16 protein-coding genes are annotated in these 15,626 nt (G+C 54.4%); 11 read left to right on the top strand and 5 right to left on the bottom strand.

Features of this window, described 5'->3' with window-relative positions:
- Positions 1 to 3: 3 nt before the first annotated feature.
- From ACJJIV_RS12385 to ACJJIV_RS12350, 8 genes are all read left to right on the top strand, one after another.
- Positions 4 to 975, top strand: a complete 972-nt coding sequence (locus tag ACJJIV_RS12385; RefSeq protein WP_444889144.1) for a stage II sporulation protein M — start codon at positions 4 to 6, stop codon at positions 973 to 975.
- Positions 965 to 2,560 (top strand): DUF4129 domain-containing protein, encoded by a 1,596-nt coding sequence (locus ACJJIV_RS12380; protein ID WP_444889143.1) that lies wholly within the window; start codon positions 965 to 967, stop codon positions 2,558 to 2,560. The genes ACJJIV_RS12385 and ACJJIV_RS12380 overlap by 11 nt, the downstream gene beginning before the upstream one ends.
- Positions 2,550 to 3,857 (top strand): DUF4350 domain-containing protein, encoded by a 1,308-nt coding sequence (locus ACJJIV_RS12375; RefSeq protein WP_444889142.1) that lies wholly within the window; start codon positions 2,550 to 2,552, stop codon positions 3,855 to 3,857. The genes ACJJIV_RS12380 and ACJJIV_RS12375 overlap by 11 nt, the downstream gene beginning before the upstream one ends.
- Entirely contained in the window at positions 3,854 to 4,858 is a 1,005-nt protein-coding gene (locus ACJJIV_RS12370) for an AAA family ATPase (protein ID WP_444889141.1), read from the top strand. The genes ACJJIV_RS12375 and ACJJIV_RS12370 overlap by 4 nt, the downstream gene beginning before the upstream one ends.
- A complete protein-coding gene (locus tag ACJJIV_RS12365; protein WP_444889140.1) occupies positions 4,855 to 6,252 on the top strand; it encodes a DUF58 domain-containing protein in 1,398 nt (465 codons plus the stop codon). Before ACJJIV_RS12370 ends, ACJJIV_RS12365 begins: the two co-directional genes overlap by 4 nt.
- A gap of 112 nt (positions 6,253 to 6,364) precedes the next feature.
- The gene (locus tag ACJJIV_RS12360) at positions 6,365 to 6,982 is read left to right on the top strand and encodes a 2OG-Fe(II) oxygenase (protein ID WP_444889139.1); all 618 of its coding nucleotides are present in this window, start codon (positions 6,365 to 6,367) and stop codon (positions 6,980 to 6,982) included.
- Between the two features lie 168 nt (positions 6,983 to 7,150).
- On the top strand, positions 7,151 to 7,591 hold the full coding sequence (locus ACJJIV_RS12355) for a hypothetical protein (protein ID WP_444889138.1): 441 nt from the start codon (positions 7,151 to 7,153) through the stop codon (positions 7,589 to 7,591).
- Positions 7,592 to 7,827: 236 nt separating this feature from the next.
- Entirely contained in the window at positions 7,828 to 9,984 is a 2,157-nt protein-coding gene (locus ACJJIV_RS12350) for a TonB-dependent copper receptor (RefSeq protein ID WP_444889137.1), read from the top strand.
- 91 nt (positions 9,985 to 10,075) lie between these two features.
- Here the strand turns inward: ACJJIV_RS12350 and ACJJIV_RS12345 are convergent, their stop codons facing one another.
- From ACJJIV_RS12345 to cysK, 5 genes are all read right to left on the bottom strand, one after another.
- Entirely contained in the window at positions 10,076 to 10,714 is a 639-nt protein-coding gene (locus ACJJIV_RS12345; protein ID WP_444889136.1) for an outer membrane beta-barrel protein, read from the bottom strand.
- Positions 10,715 to 10,836: 122 nt separating this feature from the next.
- Positions 10,837 to 11,094: a type II toxin-antitoxin system HicB family antitoxin gene (locus tag ACJJIV_RS12340; RefSeq protein ID WP_252083702.1), complete on the bottom strand. Its 258-nt coding sequence runs from the start codon at positions 11,092 to 11,094 to the stop codon at positions 10,837 to 10,839.
- 299 nt (positions 11,095 to 11,393) lie between these two features.
- On the bottom strand, positions 11,394 to 11,597 hold the full coding sequence (locus tag ACJJIV_RS12335; protein WP_444883076.1) for a hypothetical protein: 204 nt from the start codon (positions 11,595 to 11,597) through the stop codon (positions 11,394 to 11,396).
- A gap of 78 nt (positions 11,598 to 11,675) precedes the next feature.
- Positions 11,676 to 12,515 (bottom strand): 3'(2'),5'-bisphosphate nucleotidase CysQ, encoded by an 840-nt coding sequence (cysQ, locus tag ACJJIV_RS12330; RefSeq protein WP_444889135.1) that lies wholly within the window; start codon positions 12,513 to 12,515, stop codon positions 11,676 to 11,678.
- A gap of 38 nt (positions 12,516 to 12,553) precedes the next feature.
- The gene (cysK, locus tag ACJJIV_RS12325) at positions 12,554 to 13,471 is read right to left on the bottom strand and encodes a cysteine synthase A (RefSeq protein ID WP_252083705.1); all 918 of its coding nucleotides are present in this window, start codon (positions 13,469 to 13,471) and stop codon (positions 12,554 to 12,556) included.
- Between the two features lie 175 nt (positions 13,472 to 13,646).
- On the opposite strand from cysK, the gene ACJJIV_RS12320 reads away from it, so the two are divergent.
- From ACJJIV_RS12320 to ACJJIV_RS12310, 3 genes are all read left to right on the top strand, one after another.
- The gene (locus ACJJIV_RS12320) at positions 13,647 to 14,414 is read left to right on the top strand and encodes a lysoplasmalogenase (protein WP_444889134.1); all 768 of its coding nucleotides are present in this window, start codon (positions 13,647 to 13,649) and stop codon (positions 14,412 to 14,414) included.
- Between the two features lie 81 nt (positions 14,415 to 14,495).
- On the top strand, positions 14,496 to 15,173 hold the full coding sequence (yrfG, locus tag ACJJIV_RS12315) for a GMP/IMP nucleotidase (RefSeq protein ID WP_444889133.1): 678 nt from the start codon (positions 14,496 to 14,498) through the stop codon (positions 15,171 to 15,173).
- A 35-nt stretch (positions 15,174 to 15,208) separates the two neighbouring features.
- A complete protein-coding gene (locus ACJJIV_RS12310) occupies positions 15,209 to 15,586 on the top strand; it encodes an Hsp15 family ribosome-associated heat shock protein (RefSeq protein ID WP_444883081.1) in 378 nt (125 codons plus the stop codon).
- Positions 15,587 to 15,626 lie beyond the last annotated feature (40 nt).

Here is a 15,626-nt window from a genome sequence, read left to right as displayed (position 1 = left end):
GTTATGAGACAGAGAGATTTTGAGAATCGCTACCGCGACGGCTGGGCACAGCTGGAAGCCTGGCTGAAAAGTGATAGCAAAAGTACCAAGGCGAGCACCCTGGATCTTCCGGTCGTCTACCGGGAGCTGTGTCAGCAACTGGCGGTGGCCAAAGAACGTCAATATACCAGCCGCCTGATCGACCACCTCAACAAGCTGGTTACAGCGGCCCACCACCGGGTTTACCGCCAGCAAACTCTGCGCCGCAAAGGTTGGCTGCACTATCTGTTGGCCGGATTTCCCCAGGCGGTGCGCGCCAATGGCCGCGTAGTGTTGTTGGCAACGGCACTGTTTTTACTGCCCGCCCTAGTGATGGGCATCGGCACCTACAATAACGACGCACTGATTTATGCGGTGATGTCGCCAGGAGACGTATTATCCTTGGAATCGATGTACGATCCCGGCAACCGCGTGCTGGGGCGCGAGCGCGGCTCCGATACCGATCTGGCCATGTTTGGCTTCTACATCAAGAACAATATTGGCATTGCTTTCCGCACTTTTGCCGGGGGCATACTATTCGGACTCGGCTCCATCTTTTTCCTGGTCTTTAATGGGCTATTTATCGGTGCGGCTTTTGGGCATATCACGCGAGTGGGATTTGTCTCCACATTTTACCCATTTGTGATCGGTCACGGCGCCTTTGAACTGACCGCCATAGTACTGGCCGGCGCCGCCGGCCTGTTGTTAGGGCGCTCGCTGGTAGAGCCGGGACAACACCGCCGTTCTGTGGCGCTGCGCCTGGCCAGTGTCGAGGCCATGAAAATCATGTACGGCACTTTCCTGATGCTGGTGATCGCCGCCTTCCTCGAAGCCTTCTGGTCCTCCAGCGCTACCACGCCCATAACAATTAAGTTAGGTTTCGGCGCCCTGCTGTGGCTGCTGGTATTCGTTTACTTCGCCCTGGCTGGGCGCGGGGATTCCAGCCATGCAAATTAAAAATATGGCGGTAAGGGCACGCCTACGCTCGCCCTGGGAGTCCATCGATCTGGGTGTCGCCCTGTCACGCAAGCACTGGCTGCCGATGTTTCTGGTCTGGTTGTTGCCGGCAGCTTTGGTACTGGGTGCCTTAGCCTGGTTCTTCCCAGCTCATCCCGGCTGGTCACTGTTCGCTCTCTGGTGGTTAAAACCGGTGTTTGACCGCCTGCCGCTGTTCATGATCAGCCGCACTCTGTTCGGCGCACCGGTATCTGCACTGGCAGCACTCAAAGAGTTTTTCCGCCACAACCGCACCGACTGGCTCGCCTGGATCACCCTCCGTCGCCTGAGCCCGACCCGCTCTTTTGATATGCCGGTCACCGTATTGGAGCAATCCAAAGGCACGGCTCATAGCGCGCGTATCGGTGTACTGCACCGCAAAAACTCCGGTGCGGCCACCTGGCTGACCTTGACCGGTATTCACCTGGAATCCTTCTTCCTCATCGCAGCCTTTATCTTGATTTATCTGTTTATTCCCGAGCAGATTGTGGCAAATATCCAATGGATTCCACTGATTCGCGGCGAGACCCTGGCGCTGGAATGGGCATCCAATATTCTCTGTTTACTTATTATGGCGGCGGTGGCGCCGTTTTATATCGTCAGCGGCTTTTGCCTGTATATCGGCCGGCGCATCGAGCTGGAAGGCTGGGATATCGAGATTCAATTCCGCGATTTGGTCGAGCGCTACCGACACACTCAGCGGGCTGGTAAAAAGACCGCCACTAGCACCTCCCACCTAGCCACCATGTTGTTACTGTGCGTCCTGGCCGGCACCTCCTTTGCACCGGCGCCACAGGCCTATGCGGAAACGTTGCAAACCCCAGCTCAAGCGCAACAACACATTGACGAGATTCTCGCCGGAGAGGATTTTCACAGCATTGAGCAGGAGAGCGGCTGGCGCCTGAAAAAAATTGAAGAAGAGCGAGGAAAAATTCCCGAGTGGATCATTGAGCTATTCGAATGGCTATTCAAATGGCTTATGCAAAACTCTCAGGAGGCTGATGATTCCTCAGACATCAACTGGGGAGCACTGCTCGCCAAGCCCATTGAGTTACTACTGTGGATTGGCGTGATTGCCGGCTTGCTCTATCTGGGGTGGCGCCACCACGAAGCCATCCTCAACAGCTTGCGCTGGCAACACAAACCCAAAACAAAACCGGTAGCGCCAGAAACCCTGTTCGGACTCGATGTACGTCAGTCCAGCCTGCCCGACGACGTATGTGCGGAAGTAATACGCCTGTGGCGGACCGGCGATCAACGCGCCGGTCTCGGCCTCCTGTATCGTTCCACCCTGTCCCATTTAATTGAGGATTTCCAGTTCCAGTTTGGCGACCACCTTACCGAAAGCGAGTGTGCCCAGCTGGTGAGCCAGCGCCAGCGATCACCACAGGAAGCGCTGCGCCCAGTCAGCGCCCCACTGAGCCAGTTTGTGCAGCAACTCACCGGCAGTTGGCAACAGCTGGCCTATGCTCATCGCCCCCCCGCCGATGAGCAGCTGGGCGGCCTGTGCCAACAGTGGCAGGAGGTGTTCGGCAATGACTGTTAAACGTCTGGTAATTGGCTTCGCCCTGCTGCTCTGTGCGGCACTGGTATGGTTATTTCTCACCTTTTTTGAACGCTACACAGAAGAAAAGGATCGCGGTTGGGAGCCTGAGGCGCGGCGCAATCTGTTTCTGGCCGCCGAGCACTACCTGGCGCAAGTGGGGCTGGAACCGCGCCAGGCAGAAAATATCTCCGTCCTGAATGGGCTGTCCCCAAATGCGACTCTGTTTATCGCTAACTCCAGCCAAGCTTACAACCCCCAGCGGGTTGAGGAGCTACTGCAATGGGTGGAAAGCGGGGGACACGCCATCGTAGTGGCACGTACTGCAGGGTTCGATTCCGAGAAAGGAGGCAGTGCCGAACGCGACTGGCTGCTGGAAAACCTGGGCGTCTCCATCGTAGAAGGCCACGAGGAATATCGCTTTGAGCATCCCCTGCAGCCACTGTTGGGCGAAGATGCCGAACTGAGCCCGGAGCAGAGCCCCGGTGAGGCTATGCGCGAATACAATCGCAAAATCGACGAAGCCGAAGAGCAGGCCGAGACCAAAAAGAAAAAACCCCGCAACCCTGATGTTGAACCGGAAGACTTGATCACTCTGCCTACCGCCGGTGGGGCTGAGATTCAATTACATTTCGACGCAGGCCAACTGCTCTATCACGAGGGGATCGATAACAGCAGCGCTGAGGGCGCACCGGTATTCTTCGCCAAGGTATGGCGCGAAGACGAAGCCGTGCCTTTTATGCAATTTGAGCGGGGTCAAGGGGTTATCACCCTGCTGACCGATAACACTATCTGGCAATCCCACCGCATCGGCCATTTCGACCACGCCTATTTCCTGCAGCTTTTGGCCGGAAGTGGCGATTTCGTCTTTCTGACCCGCCCTCGTTTCGACTCCCTGGGTTTTTTAGCGAGAAAGTACGCTTCTGAGTTTTTTATCTCCGCCCTACTCGCCTTGCTCGGCTGGCTGGTTCTACGTGCGCGCCGCTTTGGCCCGTTGCAACCTCCGCCTGAGATTGCCCGGCGCTCACTGTTGGAGCATATCTCCGCCTGCGGCCACTACTACTGGCGCGACGACCAGTGCGAACGGTTACTGCGCGGCCAGCGCGAAGAGCTGCTGCGCCGGCTCGGCGCTGCGGACGCCAACGCCAAGACCAAGCGCAAACTGTGCCAGCACCTCAGTGATGCCACCGGCCTCAGTGAAACCAAACTGGTCGCCTGCCTTTGGGGCACACCGGCGACCAGCGAAGAAACCTTTACCGAACAAATGCGCAATCTGCAGCGTATAGAGGCAGCCCTATGAGTGATACCACCCTGAACCCAGAACCAAAAACCCACACCGAGGCACCGGACTGGCAGGCTGCCTCAGCCCAACTGCAACTGCTACGCAACAATATCAACCGCCTGCTGATCGGTCAGGAGCAGGTCGTCGAACAGGTGTTGGTGGCCTTGCTGGCTTCCGGCCACGTATTGCTGGAAGGCGTACCCGGCCTTGGCAAAACCCTGTTGGTGCGCACCCTGGCCAGCTGCTTTGGCGGTCACTTCCGCCGCATCCAATTCACCCCGGACCTGATGCCAGCTGACGTGACCGGCCATGCCATGTACAACATGGGCGAAAGCCGCTTCGAAGTGCGCCGCGGCCCGGTATTTACCAACTTACTGCTTGCGGATGAAATCAACCGCGCCCCGGCCAAAACCCAGGCAGCCCTGCTAGAGGTGATGCAGGAGAAGCAGGTCACAATCGATGGCAAGGCATTTCCCGTACCCAGCCCCTTTATGGTGCTGGCCACCCAGAACCCTATTGAGCAAGAGGGCACCTATCCACTGCCGGAGGCGGAGCTGGACCGCTTCCTACTCAAAGTTCTGATCGACTACCCCAGCCTGGAGGCCGAGCTGAAACTGGCCGCCGCCGCCAGCAGCGGCCGCATCGAGCAGCACCTGCGAGAGAAGTCCGCCGGCGAGATAACCGTGGAGCAACTGCAACAACTGCAAGCCCTGGTACCCCAGGTAGCCCTGGACCAGCAGGTGCTGGATTACGCCGTGCGCTTGGTGCGCGCCACCCGCGACGCCAACCAGTTGCGCAGCCCGGCAGGGCCCCGCGCCAGTATCGGCCTGTTGCAGGCCGCACGTGCCAGCGCCCTGTTACAGGGGCGGGAATTTGTACTGCCCGACGATATCAAGGCAATGGCGATCCCTGTCATGCGCCACCGCGTGAGCCTGTCCCCAGATATGGAAATTGATGGCGAGACCACCGACAGTGCTCTGGCCATGATTATCGATAGCGTCGAGGCGCCGCGACTGTGACACAGGATGTCGCTGCGACAGAGGTTTCATACGCAAAACCTCAGCTGGGAAGGCCCGGGCCCAGCCACCGCCTGGTGAAGCTCCTCGGCTACTGGTGCCTGGCTGCGCTTACGGTGAGCGCCGCGCGCATCTGGGCACCCCAATCTGCGGAGCTGTTGCAGTCCCTCTGGTGGACAGTTGGGGGATTGCTGATCAGCGCGGCACTGTTGGATTTCCTCACCGGACGCAGGATTCTGGGCCTGGAGGGCCAGCGCAAACTGCCTGGCAATTTGGCCCTGGGCGTGCGCAACTGCGCTCATTTGAAGTTGCGCAACCATGGCCAGAGGGCCCTGAAGCTATCGGTATGTGACAACGTACCGCAACAGCTGGGCAGCAACGGATTACCACGCCGGGCGCTGCTGGAGCCTGATCAGGAAGTTGCCATTGAGTACAGTCTGGTGCCCCATCGCCGCGGCAGCGCCGAGTTTGGCCGAATCGAGGTACTCGCCGACTCACCCTGGGGCCTCTGGCAAACACGCCTGTGGCTCGGCCGCGAACAGTCGGTAAAGGTCTACCCCAATTTTCTCGGCATTTCCTCCCTGCAGGCGCTCTCCACCGAGCAAACCCTGCGCCACCTCGGCCTGCATCAGCAGCAGCGCCGCGGCGAAGGCATGGATTTTCGCCAGCTGCGTGAATATCGCCAGGGCGACAGCCAGCGCCAGGTAGACTGGCGCGCGAGTTCACGCCTGCACAAACTGATCAGCCGTGAATACCAGGACGAGCGCGATCAGGAAATTATTTATATGCTCGACTGCGGTCGGCGAATGCGCGCCAAAGATGGCGAACTGAGTCACTTTGATCATGCCCTCAATGGCCTGCTGCTATCCGCCTATGTGGCGATAAAGCAGGGCGACGCCGTGGGTCTGCAGGCCTTCGCCGCCGCACAGGACAGCTCCGGCGGGCAACTGCCACCGGTAAAGGGTGAGAGCGCCATCAACCTGTTGCTGAACAATGTCTACGATCTGCACTCCGGCACTGGCAGCGCGGACTACAGCGGCGCCGCCCAGCAACTGCTGGGTGCCCACAAGCGCCGCGCACTGGTGATCCTAATTACCAACCTGCGCGATGAAGACAGCAGCGAACTGCTCACCGCAGTGCGGCTGCTCACTCGCAATCACTTAGTGATGGTGGCGAGCCTGCGGGAGACCGCCGTAGACCGAATGGCACAAAAGCCTATCGGGGATTTTTCCGAGGCCGTCGAAGGCGCAGCCGCATGGGATTTTCTTCGTCGCCGTGCGCGCCTATTGCAACAGTTACAAGCCTGTAATGTACTAGTGGTGGATTCCCGTCCGGAGCTTTTGCACCAGGCGCTAGTGGAAGCCTACTGGCGTTTGAAACGCAGCGGCAAAATCTAACCGGTAATGAAAGCCGGGAATTCAAAGTATTTGATGTAAGAGGTAACCAAAGAGTGATGTTATCGATGTCCTAAAAAAAATAATCCCACAGTATAGGGAGCTTAAATTGACCATGTCCCAAATCACTATCGAGCGACTCAGCAGTGCCGAAGTAAAGACTTCCCCTTTCCCCCATTTCTACCTAGAGCGCTCCCTGGCCTCCGATGAGGCCAGGGCCCTGATCGCAGACTTCCCTCCTCTAGACAAAGGCGGCAGCTTCAATATCGAGGATGTCAAAACTTCGGAACGCCTGCGCAGTTTTGTCGAACAATTTGGCAGCACAGAGGTGCGAGGTATTCTCGGTGAAAAATTTGCACTGGATCTATCTGATAAACCGATGATGGCCACCCTGCGCGGATACTCCCGAGCCAAAGATGGGCGTATCCATACGGACTCCAAAACCAAACTCATTACCGTACTGATCTATCTGAACAACGACTGGTCTGCGCCCACTGGACGCCTGCGTATCCTGCGCAGCGGCAAGAGCCTGGACGACTACAGTGATGAACTACTACCGGGACCGGGCTCTCTGGTGGCCTTTAAGGTGACGGATAATTGTTGGCATGGTTACCCCAGTTTTGTCGGCAAACGACAGGCGATCCAAATCAATTTTTTAAGCGGTGATAAAGCGAAGAAAAAACATCAGTTTTTTCATGGCATCAGCGCACGCTTAAAATCTCTTTTGCGTTAAAAAAATCGGATAATAGTTTTATCCGAATGCGACTGTACAAATTAATTAACTTGCAAACAGAAAAATTTGTTACCGATAGTGGCACTTTTTACAGCCAGCGGGTAATCTGTTGCCACTTGCCTTCGGGAATTTATTAAGTCTATCCCGGTAACTTCAAGAACCTTATTTATGAGTCGCCCGCGCACCCGTAAAAACCGCCCTCACCTGCCACAGTGGCAGGCACTGCTGCTTTTACTGGTGTTTCTCAGTGCCCGTGGTTTGGTTCCCGCAGGGTTTATGCCCGCCGCTTTTTCTGCGGGCACCCCCTACGATTTTTGCCACGGCGACAGCCGCAGCGCTCTGTTATTAAATGCCCTGGCCAGCCAGGCTCAGGACCATCATCACAGCCATAGTGATGGGCACAGTGGGCACAACCACGATGCACTGACCGCGCATTCTTTTGCCGACAATCACTGTAATTTTTCCGCCGCTGCCAGTCTTGTCCATGTACCTGCATTAGACCTGCATTTCGCCAGCGAGGGGAATATTCTCCCCCTTTTCAGCAACGGCATTAACACCGCTCTTTCTTTATACTACAGCCGCCCCCTTATCCGCGCCCCTCCAGTTTAAAACCTCGGTTTTCTTATTTTTCAAAAACTAAATAGTCGAGGCCTGTTTCTGCGCTTTGCTGCACTACCTTTGCCGGTAATTTTTCTGGTTGGGATATTGCAACAGCCGTAGACCCGCTTCACTAAAAAAACTGGAATTCCCGCTGCTTAGCAGGCGGGGATAAACCCGTGCGCGCTATTTTTACCGTGCTCCCCATGGCCGTGCCTGACCTTCGGCCCAGAAACGGATAAGTCACAATGCGAAAAGTTAAACTCCAAAAGAAAAAGCCATTACACACACCACTGAGCCTGGCAATTATTGCTGGTTGCACCTTTCCATTTCCCCTAATGGCCAGTGAGGGAAATGAAAAAAAAGAGGGGGAAATGGAGCAGATGGTGGTCACCGGAGTAAAAACCGAACTGCCGCTCAACCTACTGACGGACCCGAAAATGCCTCGACAGCCCCTACCAGCTAACGACGGCGCCGATTACCTAAAAACCATTCCCGGCTTTTCCGTGGTGCGCAAAGGCGGCACCAGTGGCGATCCGCTGTTGCGCGGTATGGGGGGCTCGCGCCTGGGCATGTTATTGGATGGAGAGTCTCTTATGGGTGGCTGCCCCGGCCGTATGGACCCACCTACCGCCTATATTTTCCCCGAAAGCCTCGACGAAATAGAGGTAATTAAAGGCCCCCAGAGCGTCACTCACGGACCGGGCAATTCCGCCGGGGTAGTGCTGTTCAACCAACAGCGGGAGCGCCCCAGCGAACCCGAATGGGATATGCATGCGAGCCTGCTTGGCGGCAGTGCCGATCGAAAAGACGGGCTCTTTGACCTGGCATACAAAACCCCAGAATTTTCCCTGCGCGGTTCGGCAACCTCTGCCTCTGCAGATGATTATGAGGATGGCGACGGCAATCGGGTGCACTCCGGTTACGAGCGCTGGAGTGGCAAAGCCAATCTGGCCTGGACCCCCGATGATGACAGCCGCCTGGAATTCGAAACAGCTTTTAGCGATGCCGAAGCGGCCTATGCCGACCGTGGAGTAGATGGCAGTAAATTTGCACGCGAGAGCTACAAAGCCAAATACCGCCGCAGCAATATCGGCGCTCTGCTGAATACCATCGAAGTGCAGATCTATTACAACTATGTCGATCACATCATGGATAATTACAGCCTGCGTAATCCCTCGGGAATGGCTGCCAATCCAGTCGTCATGAATTTAGACAGCGAAACCATTGGTGCCAAGCTGAGTCTGCAGCTGAATCCTGCGGATAACTTTGAGCTGACAGCAGGCCTGGATGCCTGGGAAAACCGTCATCGTGGACGCATGAGCATGAACCAGACGATGGTTGATTACCGCCAGCGCAACTGGAATACGGATGCGGAATTTTCCCAACTGGGCATTTTCTCTGAAGCCAGCTGGCAATTCGCTCCGGATCAACGCTGGATCGCCGGCGCCAGACTGGATGACTGGGAAGTGCGCGACCTGCGCGAGACGATTTCGCTATCGATGATGTCCTCGGTCGATAACCCCACCGCTGGTGAGAGCCGCTCAGAACAACTGCCCAGCGGTTTTATACGCTATGAATTGGCGCTGCCAAGTACCTCCACGAGCTCTGCCACCCTCTACGCCGGGCTCGGCTACAGTGAGCGCTTCCCGGATTACTGGGAAATATTTTCCCGCGAAGCAGCAGATTCCTATAGCGCACTCAGTATAGAGTCAGAAAAAACCAGTCAACTGGATATCGGTACTATCTATCGCTCTGAAAAATTATCTGCCAGTATTTCCGCTTTTGCCAGTGATATCCGCGACTACCTGTTAGTACAGAATGATTACCAGAAGGCTGCGGTGATGTCAGGCCTGGGCACCATGTCCTCGATGGGCAACGCAATGGATATGGGGGAGCCTGGAGATAAGCGTACCGCTGCGGTAATTCGCAATATTCAGGCACGCACCTGGGGACTAGAACTAGATGCCAGCTATCAATTAAACGAAAACTGGCGCACCGAATTTACGGTCACTTCAGTGCGTGGTGCCAACGACACAGACAATACCACCCTGGCCCAACTGCCCCCACTGGAAACACGCCTGGGGCTGCACTATGAGCAAGCTCAGTGGTCGGCGGGTATTCTGTGGCGGGCTATTGCCAGCCAGGATCGCGTCGATATCGGTAAAGGTAACATTATCGGACAGGACTTTGGGCCCACAGATTCCGCCGACGTACTGTCAATTAACGCAGGTTGGCGCCCAAGCCAGCGGCTGCTATTCACTGCAGGGGTCGATAACTTACTAGATGAAACCTATGCAGAACATATCAGCCGTGCAGGTGCAGAAATTCCCAACTTCCCACAGTTGGATAGGGTTAATGAGCCCGGCAGGACCTTATGGATAAAAACCATTTACCGTATTTAAAACACGATGACTAATTAACTGGTCTTAAAAACCGGACATAGTATGTTAAGCGGGAAACACCTCAAATTTTCCGCTTAACATAAATTTATATTTAAAAGCGATAGGAAAAATTAAGACTTAAAGTACGTAAGTGCCCAAGGTTCACTCGGTAGACAGAATTAATATCGTTGTAGTTGTATTCTATGGAAGTATCAAAATCCTGGTTCCACATAAACCGGTAGCCAACCCCAAGATTCCAGAAAGAATCGCTGCCACTGGCATCGATCACATGGTAATAATGGCCGTCGTAATACCAGTCTTTATCCTTGTCATAAATATCATACAGGTGCCACTTGTCTTTATTGTGATACCAATAACCATATTTACGCACATCATTCAGATCAACATCGGCATAATTCCACCCCGCCATCCAGTAGAGACACTGAACGTAACAATTCAGGGTAAAATCCACTTTAAAATTGAGCCCCACCTGATTAATTCGCACGTGATTATCATCAAAGCGGGAAAATTGTAAATTCACCTGCCAAACACCCACGGCGGGTGTCACGCCAACGCTGACATAACCAAAAAAATCCCGCTGATTATTGAGCTGTAATTCCCCTGAACCCAGTCCCAGCGTGGTAATAATTCGATATTCACCCGACTCAATACCATCGAAAGGATTATTCCATTCGACTGCAGTGACCAATGGTGATAACAGTAAGGCCAAGACACATAACACCGTCTTCATTACATCCATCCTTGCAGCACGACGCTTTTTAATTCATCCCCCTTACCAAAGCTTAGCTGTCATGGTTATCCACCTCAGAAACTTATCCGAATCGAATGCCAAATTTATATGGATAATGATCCTTAAAGGCTTTCCACATCAATAATGGCCCAGATACCACCGGCAAATGCTGGGTTATCCCGCAAATTGTCGACGTCTTGAGGCTGCGGCATCGGCTCTCCAGCTTGCCGTAATTCTTCCAGGCGTTGAAAAATAGTCTCCGCCATTTTTTGTAGAGCGGCATCCAGAGTTTCGGCATAGCAGTGACAATGCGGCAGGTCGGGTGCTATGGCACCAAAGCCGGCGTATTCAATGTTGTGAAGCACAACCGGATAGCGCATTAGAAAATTCTCTTATACATTGGCTTTCCAAAGCGTAGACGGGTTTCAAAACTGCGAACGAAATATGGCAAGGAAAATCAACAAATTCCCCAATAAAATAAACTCTGCGCAACCGCACCTATTACTTCAGAATAAACCGAAAGCTGAATAATTAATTTTTGAATTTATTGCCTAGGTTGGAGTTGAACCTCATTGCGAGGGATTGCATTATTTAACCGGAATGGTTATTGGAGGGGCGACGCCAAACAACCTAACCACTGCGACATTTAAACCTTATCAAGGTGCGAACGACGAAAAATTTAGCGCGGCATTCTTCCGAGAAGTGCCCTACGGGAAAAAATCATGCCGTTAAGAGTGCGCCATAGGAATTTTTGATTTTCTGCGTCCGGCTCCACCAGGGCATCCTGCTGCCGCTGTAACCAGGCAATCTCCTGTTCCAGCTGCCTGCGTAAACAGCGGGTTTCATTCAGATCTGAAGCTTTGCGGCTCACCTGAAGAGGCATAGCGCCGGCCTTTTGTGCTGGTTTTAAAGGTTGATAAAAAATAAATAGAACCCCCACCGAAGTGGGGGCATGGCAAGCTTAGTTCACTGGAGACTCTGCATTTAGCAAATCCTGCCAATCGTAAGATGCATCACCGATCACATAGAAAAACGGATTCAGCAAAGAATCTTTGCTGTTATAACGCAGCAGCTTGAAGGAATCGTCCACCACTGTGCCACCGGCAGCCTCAACCACCGCCTGGGCTGCGGCTGTATCCCACTCACAAGTGGGTGCGAGCCGTGGGTAGAGATCAGCGGCCCCTTCAGCCACCAGACACAGTTTGAGAGAGCTACCCATGTTTTTACAGACCACCGCACCCAATTTGGATTCGATACGCTCTACCAGTTGATCCACGGCGCCGGCACCATGGCTGCGGCTAGCAACCAATTCCACTGCATCGCCAGCTTCCAGGCGCGGCTTAAGCGGGCGCACATGAATTTCTGTATCGCCAGATACTGTGCGCTTAAAGGCACCATCACCCTTGCCGCCAGCATAGGTGATATCCAGCACCGGCACATGCACCACCCCCAGCACAGGTTCGCCATTTTCAATAAGGGCCACATTAACGGTGAACTCACCAGTGCGACGAATAAATTCCTTGGTGCCATCCAGCGGGTCCACAATCCAGTACCGCTGCCACTGGCTGCGCTCGGCAAATGATGGCATTTCCTGCTCTTCCGATAATACCGGTACACCGTCAATCAGCTGCGCCAGAGCAGGGGCTAAAATTCTGTGTGCCGCTAAATCCGCGGCTGTAACCGGCGAGTCATCCGCTTTGGTGTCCACCTCCAGCTCAGCACTGCTGTGATAAACCTCCAAGATAGCTTCACCGGCGTTTTTGCAGATTGCAATCACCTGCTCCAATAATGCCCTATTCATTAAAACTCCCTTATTTTTCAGGTGGTGAGTATAAAGTCTCAGGAGGGGAAAAGGTCCTTCACCGACAGGTAGCGCTCACCGCTGTCATAACTAAAAATCAATACGCGGCTACCAGGCGCAAATTCGCCCTCGCGCTTTTTCAGCGCAGCTAGGCTCGCTCCAGAGGAAATACCCACAAAAATCCCCTCCTTCAAAGCGCACTTTCGCGCCATTTCAAAACTGTCTTCTCCATTTACCAAAATGGTACCATCCAGCATTTTGGTATTGAGTATCTCGGGAATAAAACCGGCACCAATCCCCTGCAAGCGGTGCAGCCCTTTATCACCACCGCTGATCACTGGAGAATTTTCCGGTTCGACGGCAAAAACCTGCAACTTGGGAAAGGATTCCTTTAGTACCTCTCCACAACCGGTGATGTGGCCACCGGTGCCAACCCCAGTAATCAGGTAATCGAGCCCCTCGGGGAAATCTGCGAGGATTTCTTTGGCAGTGGTGTCACGATGCACCTGGGCATTGGCACGGTTACAGAACTGCTGTGGCATCCAGCTGTTTTCATGCTGCGCCAATAGTTCCTCGGCTTTGGCGATAGCCCCGCCCATACCCTGCTCCTTGGGAGTAAGCACCAACTCAGCCCCCATAGCTTTCATCACCTGGCGCCGCTCCAATGACATGGATTCCGGCATGGTGAGAATCAATCGATACCCCTTAACCACAGCCACCATGGCCAAACCAATACCTGTGTTGCCGGAGGTGGGCTCGATAATCACACCACCGGGCTGCAAAGCACCACGGCGCTCTGCATCCTCAATCATCGCCAGGGCAATACGGTCCTTGATGCTGCTGCCGGGGTTAAAACGCTCCACCTTCATCCACACTTCGATATCTGGGCGAAACAGATGATTGATACGCACATGCGGGGTATTGCCGATGGTTTCCAGAATATTGGCTGCCTTCATTGATGAAGCTCTCCGTTAATGGCTCTCACGGCAGACAGGCAGTCCACCGATTTATAATTTCCTGTGCGCAGATAGTAACCCAGATGTACGCCGCCCCAAGAGACCCACAAGGAAATCCCTCTGCAAGTAATCGCCGCCAACATAAGGAACTGGTTTCACACGGAGCTGTGAATTCATGGCGATCCGGTTGGTGGTAACACGTCTTTGTGCCACATTTAGTGACTGGCTTCTTTCCGATAAACATAAAACCAAAAATAAAGGCGCTGCCATGAATCCGAATATGACCTCCGATGCCCATGATGCAACTCATGCAAGCCTATTTATGCCTGTAGCATTTATATTCTTTGCCGCTCTTTTTATGCTCCTCGACAGCATGGCAATTCAAGGGCTGTGGATGGCTTCGCTGAAAGCTCTGCCAATCGCCATTCTCGCCCTGATGGCGATGCGGCACCTGGATGGGCTCACTCGCACTCTGACACTTGCGGCCCTGGCTTTTTCCGCACTCGGCGATGTACTCCTGGAAATGAGGTTTGCCCACCAGTTTATCTTTGGCCTGGGTGCTTTCCTGGTGGCACAACTTCTCTACGCGGCCAATTTCCTGCGTTTTGCCAACTTCCGCAAACGCCGCAGTCTGATACGTATCTTGCCTGTTCTGCTGGCCGCAGTGGGACTGGCCCGCTGGATACTTCCCGCTGCGGGGGAGCTGGCGCCAGCAGTGCTTCTTTACTTGCTTGCCATTGTCGCCATGGCCCTAGGCGCCGGGGCTCATCAGGGCAATTCCGGGCTGCTATTCGCCGGTGCACTCACTTTTATGCTGTCCGACGCATTGATCGCTGTGAATAAGTTCATAGCACCGCTACCTCTAGCCGACACAGCAATTATGCTCAGCTATTACGGTGCTCAGTTTGCCATCCTGTACGGCATACGCCGTGCCCAGGCATAATGCCCACCTTCATACTGGGGATATTTTGGGAAGGCTACAATTTGGCTTCCCACCCCCACCACAGAGAGGTAGACAGGCCCCATGCTCGACTGGCGAAGTATCGACACCGTACTGCTGGATATGGACGGCACCCTGCTGGACTTGCACTACGACAACCATTTCTGGCTCGACCATCTACCCAAACGCTACGCCGAAGTACACGGTCTCGATCCCGAGCGGGCCCAAATAGAGCTGCAGCGGGAAATTGATGCACGCCGCGGCACTCTGGAGTGGTACTGCCTGGACTTTTGGGCGGAAACTCTAAAGCTGGATATCCTCGCGATACTGCGCGAGATCGAAGAGCGCATCGCCCTGCGCCCCCATACCGAGGCCTTCCTGCAGGGACTGCGACAACTGCGTAAACCCACCTATCTGGTCACTAATGCACACCGCCATGGACTCGACCACAAACTGCAAATTACCGGCCTCGAGCCATGGTTTGACGACATCATTTCCTCCCACGATTATGGACATGCCAAAGAGAGTGGAAACTTCTGGCACGCCCTGCGCGAGGAGGTGGCCTTCGACCCGGAGCGCACGCTGTTTGTTGACGACAACCAGAGTGTGTTGGCCGCCGCACAGGACTATGGCATCGCCCACCTGTTGTGTATCCGTCAGCCGGACAGCCGCGGGCCCAAACGGCAGATCAGCGACTTCCCGGCGATTCATCACTTCGATGAAATTATGTCACTGCAACGCAGTAACAATAAGCCCGCATAACCCGGGCCCAAGTTTATATTGATCAACAGGATTCGATGGAAAAAGTACGTATCGACAAGTGGCTCTGGGCCGCACGCTTCTTTAAGACCCGCAGTATCGCCAAACAGGCTATCGAAGGTGGTAAAGTGCACGCCGATGGACATCGGGTCAAAGCCAGCAAAGATCTCACCGTTGGCGCGCTTTTGAGTATCCGCCAAGGCTGGGACTTGATTGAGGTGGAGGTTATTGCCCTCTCCGACCAGCGTCGCGGTGCCGATATCGCCCGCACCCTGTACCGCGAGACCGAGGACAGCATTGCCCGGCGCGAAAAGGAGCGCACTGAACGCCAGGCAGCCAATGCGGGGATTCAGCGCGAGCGACCCAATAAAAAGCAGCGCCGCCAGATCCACCGCTTCCTGCGCGAGCAGGAGTAGGCTCAAATGACAAAAGTGGTGAAAATTCCGCCATTTTTGT

This window comes from Microbulbifer mixtoriginis (SeqCode) (genome assembly GCF_052466765.1).
Note: the sequence above shows the minus strand (reverse complement) of the source record. Positions and strands in the feature narration are given on the sequence as shown.

What these genes read in the sequence shown, in the direction of transcription:
- ACJJIV_RS12385 (WP_444889144.1), top strand. Translation starts at nt 4, where the DNA reads ATGAGACAGAGAGATTTTGAGAATCGCTACCGCGACGGCTGGGCACAG.
- ACJJIV_RS12340 (WP_252083702.1), bottom strand. Translation starts at nt 11,094, where the DNA reads ATGCGCTATCCGGTTGTGCTTCACAACATTGAATACGCCGGCTTTGGT.
- ACJJIV_RS12355 (WP_444889138.1), top strand. Translation starts at nt 7,151, where the DNA reads ATGAGTCGCCCGCGCACCCGTAAAAACCGCCCTCACCTGCCACAGTGG.
- ACJJIV_RS12375 (WP_444889142.1), top strand. Translation starts at nt 2,550, where the DNA reads ATGACTGTTAAACGTCTGGTAATTGGCTTCGCCCTGCTGCTCTGTGCG.
- cysK (WP_252083705.1), bottom strand. Translation starts at nt 13,471, where the DNA reads ATGAAGGCAGCCAATATTCTGGAAACCATCGGCAATACCCCGCATGTG.
- ACJJIV_RS12335 (WP_444883076.1), bottom strand. Translation starts at nt 11,597, where the DNA reads ATGCCTCTTCAGGTGAGCCGCAAAGCTTCAGATCTGAATGAAACCCGC.
- ACJJIV_RS12360 (WP_444889139.1), top strand. Translation starts at nt 6,365, where the DNA reads ATGTCCCAAATCACTATCGAGCGACTCAGCAGTGCCGAAGTAAAGACT.
- ACJJIV_RS12345 (WP_444889136.1), bottom strand. Translation starts at nt 10,714, where the DNA reads ATGAAGACGGTGTTATGTGTCTTGGCCTTACTGTTATCACCATTGGTC.
- ACJJIV_RS12320 (WP_444889134.1), top strand. Translation starts at nt 13,647, where the DNA reads ATGGCGATCCGGTTGGTGGTAACACGTCTTTGTGCCACATTTAGTGAC.
- yrfG (WP_444889133.1), top strand. Translation starts at nt 14,496, where the DNA reads ATGCTCGACTGGCGAAGTATCGACACCGTACTGCTGGATATGGACGGC.
- ACJJIV_RS12310 (WP_444883081.1), top strand. Translation starts at nt 15,209, where the DNA reads ATGGAAAAAGTACGTATCGACAAGTGGCTCTGGGCCGCACGCTTCTTT.
- ACJJIV_RS12370 (WP_444889141.1), top strand. Translation starts at nt 3,854, where the DNA reads ATGAGTGATACCACCCTGAACCCAGAACCAAAAACCCACACCGAGGCA.
- ACJJIV_RS12350 (WP_444889137.1), top strand. Translation starts at nt 7,828, where the DNA reads ATGCGAAAAGTTAAACTCCAAAAGAAAAAGCCATTACACACACCACTG.
- cysQ (WP_444889135.1), bottom strand. Translation starts at nt 12,515, where the DNA reads ATGAATAGGGCATTATTGGAGCAGGTGATTGCAATCTGCAAAAACGCC.
- ACJJIV_RS12380 (WP_444889143.1), top strand. Translation starts at nt 965, where the DNA reads ATGCAAATTAAAAATATGGCGGTAAGGGCACGCCTACGCTCGCCCTGG.